We start from the raw sequence: 19950 nt of genomic DNA, 5'->3' as shown, positions 1-19950 counted from the left end.
TATGTAGTAAAATTTTGTTCTGGTGTAAAGCCAGGAGCAATCATTTGAGAAACTATATCTGGAAAACATAGAAAGACATCAAAAACCTGGAATGGATTTTTGGTGTTTTTTTTTGTTGCAAAAATCTGGAATTCAAGCAAAGGGAGCAAATACAAAAGAAAGGAGAAACGGGATAATTCAAAAAAGAAAATATGGAAATCGGAGGATAAACATGGAACAGAAAACTTTGGACTAGGAAAGAATCTGTGAAGAGGGCGATTAGGCATAAGGGACGAAGAATACGCTGGTTACTATTGCCTGGTCCTGGCAATTGTATGCAGATTAAATGCAGCGGAGGCATGGAAAATCTATCAGTATGGTCCAGGTCATCCGTTAAGCAAAAAAATTCTGAAAAATAAGATCAGGGATTCCTCCCTGAAAGAATTAAAGAAAAAAGATCAGGGACCTATGATGAAAAAGCTGTTTTCACAGGGATACAGTAAAAACGCGATTGCAGATGCGTTTGGATGCTTACCTGAAACTGTAACAGCGAGAATCAAAAAAGCAGAGGAGGATACGAATGGAACATAGTAATATAATCGGACCTATATTTAATGACTTTTTAGGATTGTATACAGGAAAGAAGCCTGTTGGAATCCAGGAACTGATTCAAAAATATGACAGGCATCCGGTTCTGATGGGGCTGTTATCCAATATGAATTCTATCATATACGTGGATGCCGAAAAGGTTATGCATGAAATCTATCCAATTTATAAGAAATACAGACATCGTGCATTGGATGATAGTGTGTGGAAAGACATTGTAGAGAGTGCGGAGACCCTTGAAAAGAAGTGGAATGGAAACCTTTGGGTACGCCGGGTAATCCTGAACCTGGTGAATGAACTTGACAGGGAATCACAGGAGGTGCAAAAGGCTGCTACAGGTGAAATGCAGGAAAACCTGAAACAAAAAGCTGCATAGTAGCAGGAGGAATTTTATATGCTGGAAAGACTTGCAAAAAGTAAAGAGGAATTAAATATTCTGGCTGAGCATTACCGGACCTGTCAAAATGTAGCGGCAATTGAAAGGCTTGCGAAAGAGCATGCTATTCCGAAGGAGGACACGGATGCATTTATAGCAGGAAAAAGCTGCTGCCTGTTGAAAGTTCCATTAATGGGGCAATCCGGTTCAGTAACCGAAAAACTGACAGAAGAAATGCTTCTTTTGCAGGATTCCGGGTATGCGACCGTGCTTGGCACGTATCTTTTAGACCTTGCCAGAAAAGATCCTGTTATGAAAGATGTGATCCTCCAGCCTCATAAGACGCTGAGACACTGTCTCGAATATGTCCATGAAAAAGCATATGAGACGGCGCTGGAAAAGGCAAAGAAAGAGGGAAAAACTGGTGTGGGGCAAAATGCTGGTATAGTGATTGGCTCTACAGAGGTATTTGCCTGGGGAATAGACTATTACCTGTTGGACGACCGTAAAGACATGGAGAAAAAAGCACAGGAAGAAAAAGATACAATAAAGAAAGCCTGGAAAAGAGCGGAATCAATCAGGACAGTGTCAGCAAAATCAAAAGATTCAGATACGAAGAAAGATGTTTCGGAAGAGGCAAAGGTGGCAGCAAAGCCAGCAGCGCAAAAGAAAGAAGAACCGGAGCAGCTTTCTTTATTTAATTTAGGAGCCTGAATATGATTGCATACAAAGGGTTTGAAAAAAATTTAAGTTGCAGGGGTTATCAATTCAAACGATATGGGATCAATGAGACAACGGAGGCAAATTGCAGACAAAATGGATTCCATTGTGCGGAAAATCCGCTGGATTGTCTTGTTCACTATCCGAATTGGAGAAACTCCAGGTATTTTGTAGTGAAAGCATTTGGAGATCTGGATGAAGATGACCGGGATACCAAAATCTCGTGCACCAAGATGGAACTGAAGGAGGAACTGGATTTTTCAATGCTTTTACTACGGGGAGCTGCGTATATGGCAATACATCCGGACCGCCCATGGTGCAGCCTGGTTTGCAAAGAAACAGGTGTGGGCAATAATGGATTCGTAATTGTACGCGGCAAACAACCAAAAGCAAAAGGAAGGAAAAATGATCTTCTTATTCTTGTCCAGGAAGAGCCTGACAGCAATGAGATTATATATGTAAACCAGCTCTGTGTGGATGGCATAAGACATAAGGAAAATGAATGGTACGGAATTGCAGATTGAAAATTGGATGCTGGATCAGCGGTCATAGAGAAACCGCAGAAAGGATTATTACGATGAAGTTAGGATATTTGGAATTTGTTGAGGTATTAAGAAAACAGCTTTTAAATGCTTTGCATTTACAGGAACAGCAAATATTTTTCAAAAAGAAAGCCATAGATAATAAGGATCGCTTGTTTGTGGACGCATTTGAAAATTTAAGTGGAAAGCAACTGTGCGGTATTGACGTGAAAGATTTATATGAGCGTTATATGGAAGGGAGTTCGATGGAGTCAATTTCATATTCTGTACAAGATGAAATCGAGAAACTAAAAACGGTTGGCATGTTAGAGGGCGAGATGACTCCAGACAGTTACCAAAAAATCAGAAAATACCTTTTTGTAAAACCGCTAAACAAGAAAGCGCATTCGCTTGAGTTGGAAGATGCAGTGCATAAGGATGTTGGAGATATCGCTTGTGTCGTGTATATGATGCTTAGTAATACGAACGCGTATTTTTGCGTGAAGATAAAAAATCAGCATTTGAAGCAATGGAAAATGACAAAAGAGGCTGTTATGGAAGAGGCACTTAAAAATACCTGCCAGATGGCACCCCCTCTCATTTGTACTAATGATGAGAACAAGTGGGGAGGATCCTTTATGGAGAATGGAGCATTCTGCTTATCGAAAAGTGATAAAGTTATGGGGGTTCGACTTTCCACAAATACAAAAGAATATGGAGCGATTTCCGTATTTTACCCTGGTGTCCTTCAAAGACTGGCACAGCTTATGGGAAGTGATTTGTACATTTTATTTACAAGTGGGAATGAAAGTACAATTTACAGTGCAAATGAGAGTAATTTAGAAGATATTAAGACTGAACTCAATGAAATGGTGATTGAGTATAGGAATGCTATGGTGTTTAAGTGTAGGAATGGTATGGTGTTTGAAGAAAAATTATTGTCAGAAGAACTCTACTACTATAGCAGAATCGAAGATAAGATTTCTGTATATATGGAAAAAGTAAAGGTTAACTTTACTACGGTTAATTTAAAGGAAGTGCACTGATTATTAGAAAAGGTAGATAAGGCTGCGTAATAGTTAAGTAGTAAGCAGTATCTGTATAATCCTAACGAAAGGAAATGAAAAAATTATGAATGAAATTTTAAGTTATGAAAAGTTTGTCGAAAACTTAAGAGCGTATCTGTTAGATACTTTAAATCTGCAAGAAGAGCGAATTTATTTTGAAGCAAAAGATGAAGAGGGAATGGCTCCGAATGGAGACCGTTTATTTATGGAATGTCGTGTAAGTTCAGAAGGGAAAGAAGTATGTGGAATCCATACGGAAGAGTTATATGAGGATTATCTGGATGGTATTTCCATAAAAAGAATTGGAGATACTGTTACAAATGAAATCCTGAAATTAAAAGATGCAAGGCTTTTCAAAAAAGTACAGGATGTAAATAATTATTTCAAAGTAAAGGGAGACCTGTTTATACGGCTTTTAAACAAAAAGAAACATGAAAAGGCACTGGAAAATGCTGTGTATAAAGAAGTGGATGGCATAGCCTGTGTTTTGTATATGAAAGTTGGTCAGCAAGATGGCCGTATCTCCAGCATGAAAATCCACAAAGCCAGTCTGGCAGACTGGGGAATGGACGAGGACGAAGCCTACGAAAATGCTTTGGCGAATACATATTTCCTTACTCCCCCAAGAATTTATAAGTGGGAATGCCTGCTTTTTAATCCTGATTATGAGGGCGATGACTTTATGGACATGAATTATGAAGAAAATATTGTGGAAAGAAATGCTGGAAGCTGTCTTTCTACAAGTATTCGCACCAATGGGGCTGTGGCTGTTTTTCTGCCGGATGTGGCACAAAGGATTGCAGACCTTATGGATGATGATTTCTACATTGTATTTACAAGCGTCCATGAGGCAATGATTCATTCTAAGAGGATGTTCTGTCCGGAAGATCTTGAAAGAATTTTAAAAGAGACACTTAAAGAGGCTACCCTGGACGAAGATTTTCTGACAGATGAAATATATTACTATGACAGAGGTGCCCGGAAAATAATGAAATGGAAAAAGGTGGTATCAAAGGTAACTTTACCGGCAAGCTGTGTTGAAAGGCTTCCGTTGTAAATAGCAATGATAATGTTTTGCGGATTATAAGAAAGGAAACGGAAACTTTATATGTGTCAGCGTTTAACGTATGAAGAATTTGTCCAGAAATTACGGAAATGGATCATAAAAGCTGCTCATCTTCCAGAGGACTATGTTTTCTTTAAGAAAAAAGAAAAGACTGGAATAACCGCAAATGGGGACCGGTTATTTGTAGTCTGCGCTGAAACGGATTCCGGAAAAGACATCTGCGGGATTTTTGTGGAAGAACTTTACCAGGATTATGTAGAAGGAACTTCTATGGAAAACATAGAAGCAAGGGTGAAGTGTGACCTGGATAGAGCGGGAAATATGGAAAATACCAGATATCTGAATGACTATGAAAAAGTCAGGGAACATCTCTTTCTGGGGCTTTTGAACCTGGAAAAACACAGGCATGAACTGAAAAATGCCGTATATAAAACAATGGGGGACATTGCAATCACGTTATATGTGCATGCAGGAACCTTGAAGGATGGGATTACATATTTGAAAGTCAGATCGGAATATTTGGAAACATGGGGCTTGGAAAAAGACGATGTTTTACACGATGCTCTTTTAAACAGTTATCGTATATTGTCTCCAAGAATCTATGATTTCAAAAAATGATGTACACTCCGGGGTATGCTGGTGATGACTTCATGAATGTGGATCCCTATTTTATTTCAGATAAAAAAAAGAAGGAGGTAATCTGTCTTAGTGTAAAAGGACTCACAAATGGAGCTGTGGCAGTCCTGTATCCAGAAGTGATAAAAAAACTGGTGGAATTAATGGATGGGGATTTTTATGTGGTATTTAGCAGTGTGCATGAAGCCCTGATACACAGCTCAAAACTTTGCAGCTTAGAAGAACTTGAGAATTTATTAAGAACTTCCAATTCGAGAATGACATTCCAAAAGGAGTTTTTAACGGATAAGGTCTATTATTACTGCAGGGAAGAGGATAAATTTATTATGCTTCAAGGCAGGCTGAAAATGTTAGTTACAACAATCCGTATGGATGAGGAAAATTAAATGATAAGGAACGAGATGCGGCGGGAATTTCCTGCCGTATCTTTTGTTAAGAGGAGAAGAAAATGTCCGAGGGATACGAATACAATTTGTTGACACAGGAGCTGCTTCTTCAAGGATATACGGCGGAACACTATCCGGACTATGTTCGAATCGGAAACGGAAGGCTGGGAAAGTCACCACTTGAAAATTCATGCGGCGGTTTTATATATACCAAAGATTATCTGGAAAAGAAAGCATTTATGTCTGGCTGTGGTCTATACGTGAGTTGGGAAAAATGTATTAACGATATAGATTATCTGGAGGAAACATTCTGCTTTGAAAATGATAATGTCGTTTTTCGGTGTCCATGGCATAAGAAAAATTGTGAACAGAATCATCCCTTATTAAGGGAAGATAATTTCGGCTTCTGTGCCTGCCATATGGTATCAGATTACCAGTATGAAAAAAGTGCAGAATATTTGGAAAACCAGGCAGATCAGAAAAAGGAAGAATTGTTTCAGAAATTTAAGGAACAGCATAAAAACTGTATTTGTAAGATGCATATGTCTTATAACTACGAGAAGCAGGAATGGAGCCTGCAATATGATCCGATGAGGTGCATGTGCGGACCAGGAGAGTATTGTATGCTGCGGGGCAGACCTCTTTCCAAAAAGACAGGGAATATATATTACGATCTAAAGGTATCTACAATCCGAAAAGATGATACCTTTTTTGCCGGGGAGCCTATAGTGACGATCACAAGGGGGAAGAAATTTTTGCAAAGCAAGGTTTCGGTTGATATCTGTGAAGAAATTGTAAAAAGAAAACAGGAGGATATTTTTAATAAGGAATGGTGGAATGGCTATTCTATGCAGGCCTTGTACGATCCAGATTTGAAGATGGAAATTCTGAATGTTAGAGTTGCTACGCGATTGACGCGAGATAAGGCACAGGATATTGAGGATGAGAAAGCCGGAATATACATTGGCTATGAAGCAGACTTTGCGAAAGCGAAGAAGAAGTGGAAACAGAAACGAAAAGAGAAACGCCTGGAGCAGGCAAAAAGAAAGGTTGTGAAAAAGGGCTGGGAGTCTCTGAATGATACAGAACAAAGATTTATGAAGAAGAGACTTTCTGCCGAACAGATTGAAGCTTTGCAACAGGAGTGGGTTACGGCAAATGAGCATAAGGATGAGGCTGAGCAGTTAACCCTGGACTTATAAAATAACTTCGGAAAGGACAAATTAGATGGAAAAACGAAAGCTTAAAAAAATGAAGGTATTGGAACCATCGGAGGAGATGGTTCTGGCGGCAGAAAGTGATATTCCAGTTATCGGAAATATGGCTTATGATAGAATGAAATATCCAATTGGTTTGTTCATTCAGGCAGAAATGGACGAAAATATCTTAAAAATTGGTTTTTTTGTTACAGATATTTTGACTGCTGGCGGAAGAAGACCATTATATACCCTGTTCATTGATAAGGAAAAAGATTGCTTCATAGGATATGATTACCGGCTGAAGAAATGGACTAATAAAATGCTGGATAAAATTGAACTGCCCAAAGGTGTAAAGGGAGATCATGCCTGGTGTGATCTAAACAGCCGCAGTCAAATATGGGAAACCCTGGGTGAGGAATATAGAAAAGATAATGTATGTTATGGCCTTTTTCATTTTGAAGATCAGGTACGGGAAAGGCAAAAGATACAGAAACATTTAAAACGAACAACCGCCTGGGATCAGATTATGAAATATGTTAGGGAAACTCCGAAGGACTGGGAGAAATGGCTGAAAAAAGTGGGAATTACACAGAATTACATTTTTTATGAATACTCCCGGAAGAAAAATATCACAGGCTACTGTACATGGTGCGAAAAGAATGTGGTGGTGAATGGAGTAAAACACAACAGGACGGGAAAATGTCCTAACTGCAGGCATAAGATCCAATATAAGGCAGTGGGAAGGCAGCGCATGGTAAAGTCAAAAGAAGAAACTGCATATCTTTTGCAGACATGCGGTGATAACTTTGTTATTCGTGAATTCAGGGCAGATGTGAAATATGACATGGTTGCTTATACAAAACCAGTTTATAACTGGAGAGAGCTGCGACGATATGTATTTGATAAAGACCTTAACGAAAAAGAATTTTACTGGGGCTATTATCATGGGACAGAAGAGAACAGATGGATCCATGGGTCATTAAATACATACAACCCTTATTGCTGGGGGAATTGTAGATATGAACTCCGCTATCCGGGACATATCTACAAAAAGTCACTCCATGGAATAAAAAATAATCAGCTTAAAAGAAGCGGATTCCATGAGCTGGCCAGAAAAAGTGAAACAGTAGAGCCGGTAGCCTATTTTCATCGGTTAAAGCAATATCCTTATCTGGAGCAACTGATAAAAGCCGGGCTGAATGAGCTTGCAAAGGAAATCATAGGAAACAGCACTTCTATTTTTTATAAGGAAGCAGATTCGCTTGGACATGCTCTTGGGATTGATATGTTCCGCCTGAACCGCCTTCGCAATAATCATGGTGGAAAAGTATTTCTGCAATGGTTGATTTATGAAAAAGGATTTAAAAAAGTGATGAAAGATAACGTGATTTCCTGGTTCTCGAAATGGCAGATCTGTCCGGAAGAGCTTTTGTTTGTACTGGATCGGATGAGACCGGAGCAGATAAAAAATTATTTGGAAAAACAGGCAAAAGAAAGTGAAAAAAAACCAAAGGAGCTTATTGGTACCTGGAAAGACTATCTTGACATGGCGTCAAAGCTTGGTATAGACGTGAAGGATCCAATTATATACCGTGTGAGAAAACTGGAAAAACGGCATAACGAACTGGTTCAATTGATGATAGAGAAGAAAATGGATATAAAAGCCGAAGAGATCGCAGAAAAATTTCCTGGTATAGAAAACGTCTGTGAGAACCTGAGAAAATATGAATATAGCGATCATACTTTCCAAATTGTGGCACCGCGGAAAATCAAGGATATTCTGGAAGAAGGAGAAGAACTGCAGCACTGCATCATCGGAAAAGATACTTATTTTGCGCGCATGGTAAAACAGGAGTCTTATCTTTTGTTCCTGAGAAAAAAGAATGCACCCCAAAAGCCATATTATACATTGGAAGTAGAACCAGATGGGACAGTACGCCAGAAACGGACATATTTTAACAGGCAGAACCCGGATATTAAGCAGGCCGAGAAATTTTTATTGCGCTGGCAGAAACAGCTTTCGCGTAAACTTAATAAGGAAGATAAGATTCTTTCGCTAAAAAGCCGTGATCTTCGAAAGAAAGAAATTGAGGATCTGCGGGAAAAGAAAATAAAGGTGAACGGATTTGGCTTTACTGGAAAGCTGCTTGCGGATATTCTGGAGGAAGATTTAATGGAAAATGCTGCATAAATGGTATTATTCCTATATTGTTGGCTCATACGAGTCTTAGAAAATAATTTTGTAAATTATCATGGTGATGAAATTAAAATACTACGTATATGGAACTACGGTGAAATTGACACAAAACTACAGAATGATATAATAAAAATGGCATTTGGCAGCAGATACTGCGTAAATTCTTATCTCGATTTTGTTTGAGATTAAAAAAATTATATGCGTGAATAGAGCGCCCAAAATCAAGAAGATTATTGATTTTAGGCGCTTTTATTGTTTCCAAATGCCAATCTCCAATACGAAAGGGGGAAAGTATGTGCTGTGTCAACTCCATATGTTGAAAGGAAGACGATATTATGCATAAACCAAGGCGGAGAACCAAATATTTTGAAAGATTCTATTTTGAATATGAAGGTATTTTATACCTAAGCAAAAAAAATTGTTGTGAGAAACTTGGATTTGAGTATGGTTCTGTTTTAGGGTATAGACATACGAATAATTGTTCTTTCACGGAGGCACTTGATCATTTCATGGAAATACGTGAGCAGAATCAATTTGTTTTTCGCAATCGGAATTGGTTGAATCTCGACAACTGCTGTGAATTTTATGGTGTAAATAAATTTACCGTGCGACATTACCAATATGATTATGGTGATACCATTCAGGAAGCATTAGAAAAAGCAATTAAGTATACGAAACAGATAAAATTCGTTTACAAGGGAAAAACATATCCTTCTTTAGCAAAATGCTGCAGGGAAATGGGAATACCAGAATCAACAGTACGAAAATGCATGGCAGAAACTGGAAAAACCGGAGCTGTTGCATTGACCCATTGCATAAAAAAAGCGGAAGAAAGAAAATATAGTAATCCGTCCCCGTTTTTTTATAGAGAAAAGGAATATTCAATGTTTACAGAGTGCTGTCGTGAATTTAATCTGGAGCCAAACAAGGTCAGACAAAAAAGCATTTCGCTGAATAGCTCGTTACAAGATGCACTGGATTTCTTTCTCTTAGATCACCCTGTAAGGAGAAAAAAGAATTTTGATGACAATTATTCTATTGAATCGGTATCAGCAACATGTAGGCAATATGGAATTAAAAGAGCTGATGTTTACAATTATATAAAAGACAATCAGTGTTCCAAGGAAGAAGCAATCAGGTATTATATTGCTGTTAAGAACAAAATTGGAACTGGGCCTATTACATTTGAAGGCGTTAAATATGTAGATGTCCGAGAATGTTGCAGGAAACTTGGAATTTCTTACAGATGGGTGTGTGACAGGATTATATATAAAAATGCTGGAGTGGATGAAACTTTGTTTTATTACAAGACAGAGAAAGAAAAATGGCAGAAGATGTCAGAAGAGCCGATTTATCTGGAAGATGGAACAAAATATGATAATCTTCACGATTTTTGCCGGGTTCTTAAGATACGCCAAACAGATATTTATGGGTATATATACCGTCATGATTGTTCCGTGCAGGAGGCAGCAGATTTTTATGCAAGCAGACAAGCAGCTGTGGATAAAGAAATGATACAAATTGGGGAAATGGTGTATACAGATCTTCAGAAATGTTGTAAGGAACAGGGAATTCTTTATCGCTGGGTGTGTAATAAGATGCTGCGTGAAAATATTACAGCTTCTGAAGCAGTCAAGTATTACATTCGCAAAAATGAAAAGAAACAGTTAAAAGCCCAGAGAAAAGCAGCACTTAAAGTGAAAGGGAAAATGCCGGAACCACAGAGAGTTGTTGTTATGGGACAGGAATATGAGTCAAAAGAAAAATGTTACAAAGCCCTTGGGATCACTAAAAAACTGGTTCTTAGACACATGCGGGAAACAAATTGTCTGTTTGAAGAGGCGGCTGCTTATTGTTACGAAAAGAAACGGAAAAAACAATTTGAATTTCGTGGGAAAACATATAAAAGCTATAACGCCTGTTGTAAAGCATATGGAGTGGCACAGGAATATGTTGCATTAAAAGCCAACAGGGAACGAATAACAAGACAGGAGGCAATAGAAAAACTACTGGAGCAAAGAGAAAATAAAAGTACGTTGTTGGTTGATAACTTAATTACGAAAGATGAGGGATAATATGACAAGAAAAGGAAATAAACAGGAAGAACCAGAGAAACTTCTTCTTTCAGTAAAGGAAACATGCGAATTAACTGGTTTATCAGAAAGAACTGTGCGAACTATAATGGCGGAAAATGAGTTTACGGTCCGGATCGGGAGAAGAACGCTTGTTCATAAGAAAAAATTTGAAAAATGGCTGGACAAACAGTACTCTTGAATATTTTGTGAGAACGTGATAATATTCTGATGTACTTGAGATCTGGTCTGGAAAGGATGAATGCCATATGGGTAAATCTTTAAAAGGTAAAGAACTTGGACGTGGGCTTTACCAAAGATCAGATGGGCTATATGTGGCCAGAATATATACGAAAGGTTCCCCGAAACCAATCTACTTATATGACAGCAATTTAGCCAAACTCAAAAAGAAGCGTGATCATGAAAAAGCAAGATATATTATGGGGCTTAATGCAGAAGCACGAAAGTATACTACTGCTGAGTGGTTTGATGAGTGGATGAAGCTATATAATATAGGACGCCTAAAAAACACGACTATTAATGGTTATGTTGATGGATTTGAACGAATTACAGATTATATTGGCTCGGTGAGACTGGAAAGTCTCACCCCTGCCCATATTCGTAATATGGTGGAAAGATTACAGGCAGATGGCTATGCAGAAACGTCAGTGGAGCATTCGCTGACGATTGTAAATCTATTATTAAACAGTGCAGTAGATAGCAGAATGATTCCCATGAATCCATGTAAAGGGATTTTAATTGCGAAATCGGAAGAAGCTGTAGTCGATCCATTACAGGAAGATGAAGAAAAAGTTCTGACCAAGGAAGAAATTGAAACCTTTTTGAATGCTGCAAAAAATACAAGATATTATGAAGTGTTCTATATTATCCTGAATACAGGTATGCGAATTGGAGAACTTGCAGCTCTTCAATGGGAGGATATTGATTTTCATTCACACAGAATTCGTGTTTATAAAACCCTTAATAAAACAACTAATTTTTATGATAACAAAAAAAATCGTGTTGAAAACCCATACAATACAAAACAAATAACAACACCTAAAAAGAAGGCAAGTTACCGTTGGATTCCAATGTCAAAAAAAGTTGAAAATGCCTTTCTGACTTGGAAGGTAAAGCAGGATATGGACAAGGAAAAATATGGTTCGAAATGGGGCGCAAATAACGTTTTAAAAGACGAATACCCAGATCTTGTTTTTACAACAAAGCCCGGTAATCTCTTCCTTCCCCAGTATGGTTCTCAGGAATGTTCACGTATATTAAACATCATTGATAAAAAAGAGATAAAACGTGCACAGATAGAAAACAGGGAACCACATCTTTATAGTGTATATCCACATAAATTTAGGCATACGTTTGTTACGAGAATGAACCAGTCAAATATGTCGCCATTTACTGTAAGCAAAATTGCTGGACATTCAAGCGTAAATATGACAAACTATTATACGCATTTGGAGAAGGAATATGTTTCGGATGAGTTCAATAAATTTATAGAAACATACGAAGAAGAAAATATTCCCCAAATTGAAGAGAATACAACAAAGGATAAATATGAATAATACTACTGATAACGAGAAAATTAAAAAAACCGTGCAGAAACCGTGCAGTAACACTTCCAAAAGCGGCGCAAATGCAGATAAATCAAGGGGTTCTGGCAAAAGTATGAACATGTCGCCCATGATGTGCGAATACCTGAAAACCAAGGAAGAATACAAGGATTGTATTCTTTTTTATCGTCTTGGAGATTTCTATGAAATGTTTTTTGATGATGCCCTTCTGGTATCTAAAGAACTGGAACTGACACTTACGGGAAAGGATTGCGGCCTTGAAGAACGTGCTCCTATGTGCGGGATTCCGTTCCATGCGGCAGATACCTATATTAACCGATTGATCGAGAAAGGCTACAAGGTTGCCATTTGTGAGCAGGTAGAGGATCCCAAAAAGGCAAAGGGACTTGTGAAACGAGAGGTTATTCGGGTGGTTACGCCTGGAACAACCTTAGATGCCACCTCACTGGACGAATCCAGGAACAATTATCTGATGTCTATTGTCTCTATAGCAGACCGTTTTGGTTGTGCCATAGCGGATATTACTACAGGCGACTGCTTTCTTACAGAAGTACCGGGAAGCCAGAAGCTGATTGACGAGATTAACAAATTCAGCCCTGCAGAGATTATCTGTAATGATTCCTTTTTCATGAGCGGTGTGGACACAGATGATCTTAGAAATCGTCTTGGAATCTGTATTTTCTCTCTGGATGCATGGTATTTTGATGACGATACCTGCCGGAAAGAGTTAAAAGAGCATTTTCATGTAAGTAATCTGGAGGGACTCGGAATCAGTGATTACGACAGCGGTATTATTGCTGCCGGTGCGCTGTTTCTTTATCTGAAGGAGACCCAGAAGACAGCACTTTCCCAGATGACTACCATTCGTCCGTATACTGCCGAGCGCTACATGCTGATTGACAGCTCAAGCAGACGGAACCTGGAGCTGGTAGAGACTCTTAGGGAGAAGCAAAAAAGGGGCTCTCTTCTTTGGGTTCTGGATAAAACAAAGACGGCAATGGGTGCCCGTACTCTCCGTTCCTTTGTGGAACAGCCGCTGATCGATTCCGCAGAAATCAACCGCAGACTGACTGCGCTGGAGGAATTGAATGAAAATCCAATGCTTCGTGATGAGCTTCGTGAATATCTGAATCCCATTTATGACCTGGAGCGTCTTGTCAGCCGTATCAGCTTTAAATCGGCAAATCCAAGAGATCTGGTAGCCTTTGCTTCTTCTTTGGAAATGATTCCATATATCAAACAGATCCTGAAGGATTTTCAGGCTCCGATTTTGAAAGAAATTTATGAGGATATGGATAGCCTTGAGGATATTACCGGTTTGATAAAAAGTGCTATTGTGGACGAGCCGCCTCTTGCACAAAAGGACGGAGGCATTATCCGGGAAGGCTTTAATGAAGATGTGGACAAATTCCGTAGTGCCCGTACAGATGGTAAAAAATGGCTGACAGAGTTAGAAGCCAGAGAGCGTGAGCGCACCGGAATCAAATCCCTGAAAATCAAATATAACCGTGTGTTTGGCTATGCCCTTGAGGTTACGAACACATTCAGGGAGCTGGTACCGGAGAACTACATCCGTAAGCAAACGCTTGCGAATGCTGAGCGTTATATTACAGAGGAGCTGAAAAACCTAGAGGATATGATCCTTGGTGCAGAGGATAAGCTTTATGCATTGGAATACCAGTTGTTTTCCGATGTGCGCGACAAGGTGGGCATGGAGGTTGTGAGAATCCAGCGTACAGCCAAAGCCATTGCAGGGCTGGACGTATTTGCATCTCTTGCACTTGTTGCAGAGAGAAACCATTATGTTCGCCCAAAGGTAAATGAAGGCGGCGTAATCGACATTAAAGGCGGCCGTCATCCGGTTGTGGAGCAGATGATCGACAACGATATGTTTATTGCCAATGATACATATCTGGATAGCAGCAAAAAACGTATTTCCATTATCACCGGACCGAATATGGCTGGTAAATCCACATACATGCGCCAGACAGCTTTAATCGTGCTAATGGCACAGGTCGGAAGCTTTGTCCCGGCAGATAAAGCCACCATCGGAATTGTAGACAGGATCTTTACCCGTGTAGGTGCGTCTGATGACCTTGCAAGCGGACAGAGTACCTTTATGGTGGAAATGACAGAGGTTGCCAATATTCTTCGTAATGCCACCTCAAAAAGTCTTCTGATTCTGGATGAGATCGGCCGTGGAACCAGCACCTTTGACGGACTTGCTATTGCCTGGGCTGTGATTGAGCATATCAGTAATACAAAGCTTTGCGGAGCAAAAACATTGTTTGCGACTCATTATCATGAACTGACAGAGCTGGAGGGTAAGCTTTCCGGAGTTACCAATTACTGTATTGCGGTTAAGGAAAAGGGGGATGATATCGTTTTCCTTCGTAAAATCGTGCAGGGCGGTGCAGATAAGAGCTACGGAATCCAGGTTGCCAAGCTGGCAGGGGTGCCGGATACGGTAATCAATCGTGCTAAGGAGCTGGTGGAGGAATTAAGTGATGCGGACATTACAGCTGCCGTGAAGGATCTCACCTCTCCAAAGAAGAAACCGAAAGTAGAAATGGACATGGCGCAGATGTCTTTGTTTGACACTGTGCAGGATAATGATATCATTGAGGAACTGAAGGGGATTGATATTGGAAACCTGACGCCCATGGAGGCGCTGAATACCCTTTATAATCTTCAGAACAAGATTAAAAACAGATGGTAAATCATCGGGAGAAATAATTTGAGAAAAATTGCAGTTTTAGACAAACATACCATTGATAAGATCGCGGCCGGCGAGGTGGTAGAACGTCCTTCCTCTGTTGTGAAGGAGCTTGTAGAAAACTCCATTGACGCTGGTGCTACAGCTGTGACGGTAGAGATTGCAGACGGCGGCAAAAAGCTGATCCGCATTACGGACAACGGAGGCGGCATCGAAGCCTCCCAAGTGCCAACTGCATTTTTGAGCCATGCCACCAGCAAAATTGAAAAAGTAGAAGATCTGGAAAACATAGCCTCACTGGGATTTCGTGGTGAGGCTTTGTCCAGTATTGCCGCTGTTTCCCAGGTGGAGCTGATCACCAAGACGCCTTCTGCTATCAGCGGCGTGCGCTATGTGATCGAGGGCGGCGTGGAGCAGAGCATGGAGGAAATGGGTGCGCCGGATGGAACCACTTTCCTGGTGCGAAACCTTTTTTACAATACGCCGGCCAGAAGCAAATTCCTGAAATCGGATACTTCAGAGGCCAATTATATTGGAACCATGATGGAGCAGCTTGCCCTTTCCCACCCGGAAATTTCCTTTAAATATATTCAGAACAAGCAGGTGAAGCTGCATACTTCCGGGAATTATAATGTGAAAGATGTCATCTATAACGTATATGGGCGCGACATGGCAAAGGCGCTCCTGGATGTTTCCTATGAGAACGATTTCATGAAGATTGAGGGATTTGCCGGGAAGCCGGAGGTGTCACGAGGCAATCGAAGCTTTGAAAATTACTATGTAAATGGCCGGTTTGTGAAAAATAACATTATCACAAAGGCCATCGAGGATGCGTATAAGGGCTTTGTGATGCAGCATAAATTTCCTTTTGTTTCCCTGCATATTCAGATGACGGGAAATGACCTGGACGTAAACGTGCATCCCAGGAAGCTGGAGGTGCGTTTTGCAAGAGGCACCGAGGTATATGATGCCATTTATGAGGCGGTGCATAATGCCCTGCTTCACAGGGAGCTGATTCCGGTAGTCCCTGTAGGAAAAGAAGAGCGGGTTCCAAAGGCTGCAGCAGTAAGCCGCGGAGCTGTTCCGGAGCCTTTTGAGAAAAGCCGCAGGCCGGAGCCTGGCTATGGAAATATGGCTGGGAACCCGGTACAGGCTGGAAAACCATTTCTGCAAAATGGGGGAAAAATGTCCGGGGGATACGGCAGCAGTTCCGGGTATCCGTTTGGCAGTATGCTTCGGGAGCAGGCAGTTTATCAGGCCAAGCCGTTTAGCAAAGAAGAGGAAGCTCTTTTTGCGGGAACCCTGAAGGCAGCTGCACAGGCGGATGAGATGGCAGCTGATGTCGGGAAAACAAATGATGGCAGCAGTCAGGCTGACGGTGCTCCAAATGATATGCAGGATAAACCTGGAGCTCAGCTAGGAAATCTGGAAACTGAGCAGTCTGCACAGACAGCACAAAGTGAAGCGTATACCGGGAAAAATTTAGAAAGTCAGGGCATGACACCTGTTGGACAGAATATGGACAAGAGCGGGATGTCTGGTCTGGAAGCTGGGAATTCTGCAGACTTCCAACCGGAGGACGTACAGGCACAGAATCCGGGGCAAATTGCAGAACAGGGAACAGGTTTCCAGGCAGCAGACACGGTATTGCTTCAGCGAGATTCAGAGTCATCTGCGGAGGCGTCCTCCAAGGTGTCAGATACAGAATCCGGTGCGGAGCCTGTTTCCCAGGAGTCACCGCAGCAGCTGGAACTTTTTCATGAGAAGCTTCTTGCCCCGGAGTCCAGAAGCCGCCACAAGCTGATTGGACAGCTGTTTGACACTTACTGGCTGGTGGAATTTGAAAATCAGTTTTACATCATTGACCAGCATGCGGCCCACGAGAAAGTAAATTATGAGCGTTTTGTAAAACGCTTCAAAGAACAAACTATAGAATCCCAGTACTTAAGTCCGCCTCTTGTAGTAACCTTGAATATGGAGGAACAGGCGCGGCTGAAGGCAAACGAAGAGTACTTCAGGCAATACGGTTTTGAGATTGAACCATTTGGAGGACGGGAATACTGTATCAGTGCAGTTCCATCCAATCTCTACGGCTTTCACGAAGAAGAACTGTTTCTGGAAATGCTGGATAATCTGGGTGGGGAAGGCTCGAAGGATGCGTTTAACCTTTTTACCACAAGACTTGCGACTATGGCATGCAAAGCAGCCGTTAAGGGAAATCATCAGATGTCCGCCCTTGAGGCAGACAAGCTGATCGACGAGCTTCTGACTCTGGACAATCCTTACAATTGTCCTCACGGTCGCCCCACGATCATTGCCATGACCAAAACGGAAATTGAGAAAAAATTTAAGCGAATTGTGTAACACAGGAGAAATCATGAAAAAACCTCTTATTGTCCTCACCGGCCCAACAGCAGTGGGAAAAACAAAATTGTCTATTTCCCTTGCCAAAGCAGTTGGCGGTGAGATCATTTCTGCAGATTCCATGCAGGTTTATAAATATATGGATATCGGTTCAGCCAAGATTATGCCAGAAGAAATGCAGGGAGTCCCTCACTATCTTGTGGATGCGCTGATGCCAGATGAGGAATTTCATATTGTGCGTTTCCAGCAAATGGCAAAGGAAGCCATGGAAAAGATTTACGCCAACGGGCATATTCCAATCCTGGTTGGCGGTACGGGATTTTATATTCAGGCAGTGACCAGGGATATCGATTTTACCCAGGCAGAACAGGATGACGGATACCGGGCCAGCCTGGAAGCCCTTGCCCAGGAAAAGGGAGTGGCTTATCTTCACCAGATGCTGGCCAAGGTGGATCCTAAAAGTGCGGAGGAAATTCATGAGAATAATGTGAAGCGTGTGATCCGCGCCCTGGAGTTTTACCACCAAAACGGCAGCCCGATTTCCGCTCACAATGAAGAACAGCAGGAAAGGGTCAGCCCGTATAATCTTGCCTATTTCGTGCTGAACGCGCCCAGGGAACTGCTTTATCAGCGGATTGATAAACGGGTGGATGAGATGCTGGCTGGAGGTCTTGTAAAGGAAGTGGAGGCTTTGAAGAGCATGGGCTATCACAGAGGGATGGTTTCCATGCAGGGGCTTGGATATAAAGAGATTCTGGCTTATCTGGACAGAGAAATGCCCCTGGAAGAAGCCGTGCGCATCCTGAAGCGCGACACCAGACACTTCGCCAAGCGCCAGCTCACCTGGTTCCGCAGAGAACTGGAAACCCTATGGATCAACAAAGACGAGTTCGGGTATGACGACGGGAAAATGCTGGAGTATATGCTGAGCATTTGCCGTGAAAAGGGGATACTTGGTTAATCTGGCTATTGAAAATACTATCAGTTTACCAGAAGCCAGTGAGTTTGCAAGGTATATTCGTGAGCAGGTCATTTCAGGAGCGGTTTTAACGGAGACCTGCGATGAATATACCTTGTGAACTCACGTCCGGAGAACGATACACTTATAAATAACACAAAAAATGGAGGAATGCCGTCAAACAGACGGTGAGAATTATTATGAAAGAATTATACGAACAACTTGGAATTTCATCCCAGGTATATGATTTTTGCCATGAGATAGAGGAATCTTTAAAAGAAAGATTCGAACAGTTCGACAAAACTGCAGAATACAACCAGATGAAAGTCCTTCTGGCAATGCAGAAAAACCGTGTCAGCGAGGAATGCTTCGGCTCCTCATCAGGCTATGGCTATAACGACTACGGCCGCGACACCCTGGAAAAAGTATACGCAGACACCTTCCACACCGAAGCCTGTCTGGTACGCCCCCAGATCGCATGCGGAACCCACGCCCTTGCCATCGCCCTTTTCGGAAATCTCCGCCCAGGGGATGAAATGCTGGCACCAGCCGGAAAACCATACGACACTTTGGAAGAAGTCATTGGAATCCGCCCATCCAAAGGCTCCCTGGCAGAATACGGCGTCACCTACCGCCAGGTAGACCTTCTCGAAGACGGCACCTTTGACTACGAAAACATCCGCAAAGCAATCAACGAAAAAACAAAACTGGTAGAAATCCAGCGCTCCAAAGGCTACATGACCCGCCCATCCTTTTCCGTAAAACAGATCGGCGAGCTCATCTCCTTTGTAAAAAGCATCAAACCAGATGTAATCTGCATGGTAGACAACTGCTACGGCGAATTCGTAGACACCATCGAGCCAAGCGACGTTGGCGCAGATATGGTAGTCGGTTCCCTGATCAAAAACCCAGGCGGCGGACTTGCCCCGATCGGCGGCTACATTGCAGGAACAAAAGAATGCGTGGAAAATGCTTCCTACCGCATGACCTGCCCGGGACTTGGCGCAGAGGTAGGCGCTTCCCTTGGAGTAAATCGCTCCTTCTATCAGGGCTTTTTCCTGGCACCTATGGTAACAAAGGGCGCATTAAAAGGCGCTGTTTTCGCAGCCAATATTTATGAAAAATTAGGCTTCGACGTTGTTCCCAACTCCACGGAACCAAGACAGGATATTATCCAGGCCGTCACCTTAAACAGCCCGGAAAGACTGATCGCCTTCTGTAAAGGAATTCAGGCCGCAGCACCGGTTGACAGCTATGTAGATCCGGAACCCTGGGATATGCCAGGCTATGACAGCCAGGTGATTATGGCTGCAGGTGCCTTTGTCCAGGGCTCTTCCATCGAACTTTCCGCAGACGGACCGGTGAAAGAACCATACGCCGTATATTTCCAGGGCGGACTTACCTGGGAGCACGCAAAGCTTGGCGTTATGATGTCTCTGCAGAAATTAGTAGAACAGGATCTGGTGAAGCTGCCGCAGTAAAGCTGGAGCCTTTTTCAGAC

General features: G+C 41.7%; 16 protein-coding genes. All 16 read left to right on the top strand.

What is annotated here, in order from left to right:
* Nucleotides 1–559 precede the first annotated feature (559 nt).
* Nucleotides 560–961, top strand: a complete 402-nt coding sequence (locus H8S54_RS09445) for a hypothetical protein (RefSeq protein ID WP_186901361.1) — start codon at nucleotides 560–562, stop codon at nucleotides 959–961.
* 18 nt (nucleotides 962–979) lie between these two features.
* Nucleotides 980–1675: a Cas9 inhibitor AcrIIA9 family protein gene (locus H8S54_RS09440; protein ID WP_117853650.1), complete on the top strand. Its 696-nt coding sequence runs from the start codon at nucleotides 980–982 to the stop codon at nucleotides 1673–1675.
* A gap of 2 nt (nucleotides 1676–1677) precedes the next feature.
* Nucleotides 1678–2205: a DUF7666 domain-containing protein gene (locus H8S54_RS09435; RefSeq protein ID WP_117853648.1), complete on the top strand. Its 528-nt coding sequence runs from the start codon at nucleotides 1678–1680 to the stop codon at nucleotides 2203–2205.
* Nucleotides 2206–2258: 53 nt separating this feature from the next.
* Nucleotides 2259–3248, top strand: a complete 990-nt coding sequence (locus H8S54_RS09430) for a DUF5688 family protein (protein ID WP_147343018.1) — start codon at nucleotides 2259–2261, stop codon at nucleotides 3246–3248.
* An 85-nt stretch (nucleotides 3249–3333) separates the two neighbouring features.
* Nucleotides 3334–4326: a DUF5688 family protein gene (locus tag H8S54_RS09425; protein ID WP_186901360.1), complete on the top strand. Its 993-nt coding sequence runs from the start codon at nucleotides 3334–3336 to the stop codon at nucleotides 4324–4326.
* A gap of 51 nt (nucleotides 4327–4377) precedes the next feature.
* Complete coding sequence (locus H8S54_RS18465; protein WP_117853643.1) at nucleotides 4378–4953, top strand: DUF5688 family protein; 576 nt, start codon at nucleotides 4378–4380, stop codon at nucleotides 4951–4953.
* A complete protein-coding gene (locus H8S54_RS18460) occupies nucleotides 4950–5357 on the top strand; it encodes a DUF5688 family protein (RefSeq protein ID WP_117853640.1) in 408 nt (135 codons plus the stop codon). The genes H8S54_RS18465 and H8S54_RS18460 overlap by 4 nt, the downstream gene beginning before the upstream one ends.
* Before the next feature lie 62 nt (nucleotides 5358–5419).
* Nucleotides 5420–6559: a hypothetical protein gene (locus H8S54_RS09410; RefSeq protein ID WP_117853638.1), complete on the top strand. Its 1140-nt coding sequence runs from the start codon at nucleotides 5420–5422 to the stop codon at nucleotides 6557–6559.
* Nucleotides 6560–6584: 25 nt separating this feature from the next.
* Nucleotides 6585–8747 (top strand): PcfJ domain-containing protein, encoded by a 2163-nt coding sequence (locus H8S54_RS09405; protein ID WP_186901359.1) that lies wholly within the window; start codon nucleotides 6585–6587, stop codon nucleotides 8745–8747.
* A 341-nt stretch (nucleotides 8748–9088) separates the two neighbouring features.
* Nucleotides 9089–10828: a hypothetical protein gene (locus H8S54_RS09400; protein ID WP_117853631.1), complete on the top strand. Its 1740-nt coding sequence runs from the start codon at nucleotides 9089–9091 to the stop codon at nucleotides 10826–10828.
* Nucleotide 10829: 1 nt separating this feature from the next.
* Nucleotides 10830–11027: a helix-turn-helix domain-containing protein gene (locus tag H8S54_RS09395; RefSeq protein ID WP_173769984.1), complete on the top strand. Its 198-nt coding sequence runs from the start codon at nucleotides 10830–10832 to the stop codon at nucleotides 11025–11027.
* A gap of 67 nt (nucleotides 11028–11094) precedes the next feature.
* On the top strand, nucleotides 11095–12402 hold the full coding sequence (locus H8S54_RS09390; RefSeq protein ID WP_186901358.1) for a tyrosine-type recombinase/integrase: 1308 nt from the start codon (nucleotides 11095–11097) through the stop codon (nucleotides 12400–12402).
* Between the two features lie 103 nt (nucleotides 12403–12505).
* Nucleotides 12506–15130: a DNA mismatch repair protein MutS gene (mutS, locus tag H8S54_RS09385; protein WP_289045619.1), complete on the top strand. Its 2625-nt coding sequence runs from the start codon at nucleotides 12506–12508 to the stop codon at nucleotides 15128–15130.
* An 18-nt stretch (nucleotides 15131–15148) separates the two neighbouring features.
* Nucleotides 15149–17491 carry a DNA mismatch repair endonuclease MutL gene (mutL, locus tag H8S54_RS09380; RefSeq protein WP_186901357.1) on the top strand — a complete coding sequence of 781 codons (2343 nt, stop codon included), beginning with the start codon at nucleotides 15149–15151 and terminating at the stop codon, nucleotides 17489–17491.
* A 13-nt stretch (nucleotides 17492–17504) separates the two neighbouring features.
* Nucleotides 17505–18452 (top strand): tRNA (adenosine(37)-N6)-dimethylallyltransferase MiaA, encoded by a 948-nt coding sequence (gene miaA / locus H8S54_RS09375; RefSeq protein ID WP_021925866.1) that lies wholly within the window; start codon nucleotides 17505–17507, stop codon nucleotides 18450–18452.
* Between the two features lie 197 nt (nucleotides 18453–18649).
* Nucleotides 18650–19930 carry a methionine gamma-lyase family protein gene (locus tag H8S54_RS09370; RefSeq protein ID WP_021925865.1) on the top strand — a complete coding sequence of 427 codons (1281 nt, stop codon included), beginning with the start codon at nucleotides 18650–18652 and terminating at the stop codon, nucleotides 19928–19930.
* Nucleotides 19931–19950: the final 20 nt, after the last annotated feature.

This window comes from Blautia segnis (genome assembly GCF_014287535.1).
Classification (GTDB): domain Bacteria; phylum Bacillota; class Clostridia; order Lachnospirales; family Lachnospiraceae; genus Blautia_A; species Blautia_A acetigignens.
This window is presented reverse-complemented; position numbering and strand designations above follow the sequence as displayed.

Excerpts from the sequence above, each read along its gene's own strand:
- H8S54_RS09425 (WP_186901360.1), top strand. The coding sequence starts at position 3,334 with ATGAATGAAATTTTAAGTTATGAAAAGTTTGTCGAAAACTTAAGAGCG.
- H8S54_RS09430 (WP_147343018.1), top strand. The coding sequence starts at position 2,259 with ATGAAGTTAGGATATTTGGAATTTGTTGAGGTATTAAGAAAACAGCTT.
- H8S54_RS09390 (WP_186901358.1), top strand. The coding sequence starts at position 11,095 with ATGGGTAAATCTTTAAAAGGTAAAGAACTTGGACGTGGGCTTTACCAA.
- H8S54_RS18465 (WP_117853643.1), top strand. The coding sequence starts at position 4,378 with ATGTGTCAGCGTTTAACGTATGAAGAATTTGTCCAGAAATTACGGAAA.
- H8S54_RS18460 (WP_117853640.1), top strand. The coding sequence starts at position 4,950 with ATGATGTACACTCCGGGGTATGCTGGTGATGACTTCATGAATGTGGAT.
- H8S54_RS09435 (WP_117853648.1), top strand. The coding sequence starts at position 1,678 with ATGATTGCATACAAAGGGTTTGAAAAAAATTTAAGTTGCAGGGGTTAT.
- H8S54_RS09440 (WP_117853650.1), top strand. The coding sequence starts at position 980 with ATGCTGGAAAGACTTGCAAAAAGTAAAGAGGAATTAAATATTCTGGCT.
- H8S54_RS09370 (WP_021925865.1), top strand. The coding sequence starts at position 18,650 with ATGAAAGAATTATACGAACAACTTGGAATTTCATCCCAGGTATATGAT.
- H8S54_RS09410 (WP_117853638.1), top strand. The coding sequence starts at position 5,420 with ATGTCCGAGGGATACGAATACAATTTGTTGACACAGGAGCTGCTTCTT.
- H8S54_RS09395 (WP_173769984.1), top strand. The coding sequence starts at position 10,830 with ATGACAAGAAAAGGAAATAAACAGGAAGAACCAGAGAAACTTCTTCTT.
- mutS (WP_289045619.1), top strand. The coding sequence starts at position 12,506 with ATGAACATGTCGCCCATGATGTGCGAATACCTGAAAACCAAGGAAGAA.
- H8S54_RS09400 (WP_117853631.1), top strand. The coding sequence starts at position 9,089 with ATGCATAAACCAAGGCGGAGAACCAAATATTTTGAAAGATTCTATTTT.
- miaA (WP_021925866.1), top strand. The coding sequence starts at position 17,505 with ATGAAAAAACCTCTTATTGTCCTCACCGGCCCAACAGCAGTGGGAAAA.
- H8S54_RS09445 (WP_186901361.1), top strand. The coding sequence starts at position 560 with ATGGAACATAGTAATATAATCGGACCTATATTTAATGACTTTTTAGGA.
- H8S54_RS09405 (WP_186901359.1), top strand. The coding sequence starts at position 6,585 with ATGGAAAAACGAAAGCTTAAAAAAATGAAGGTATTGGAACCATCGGAG.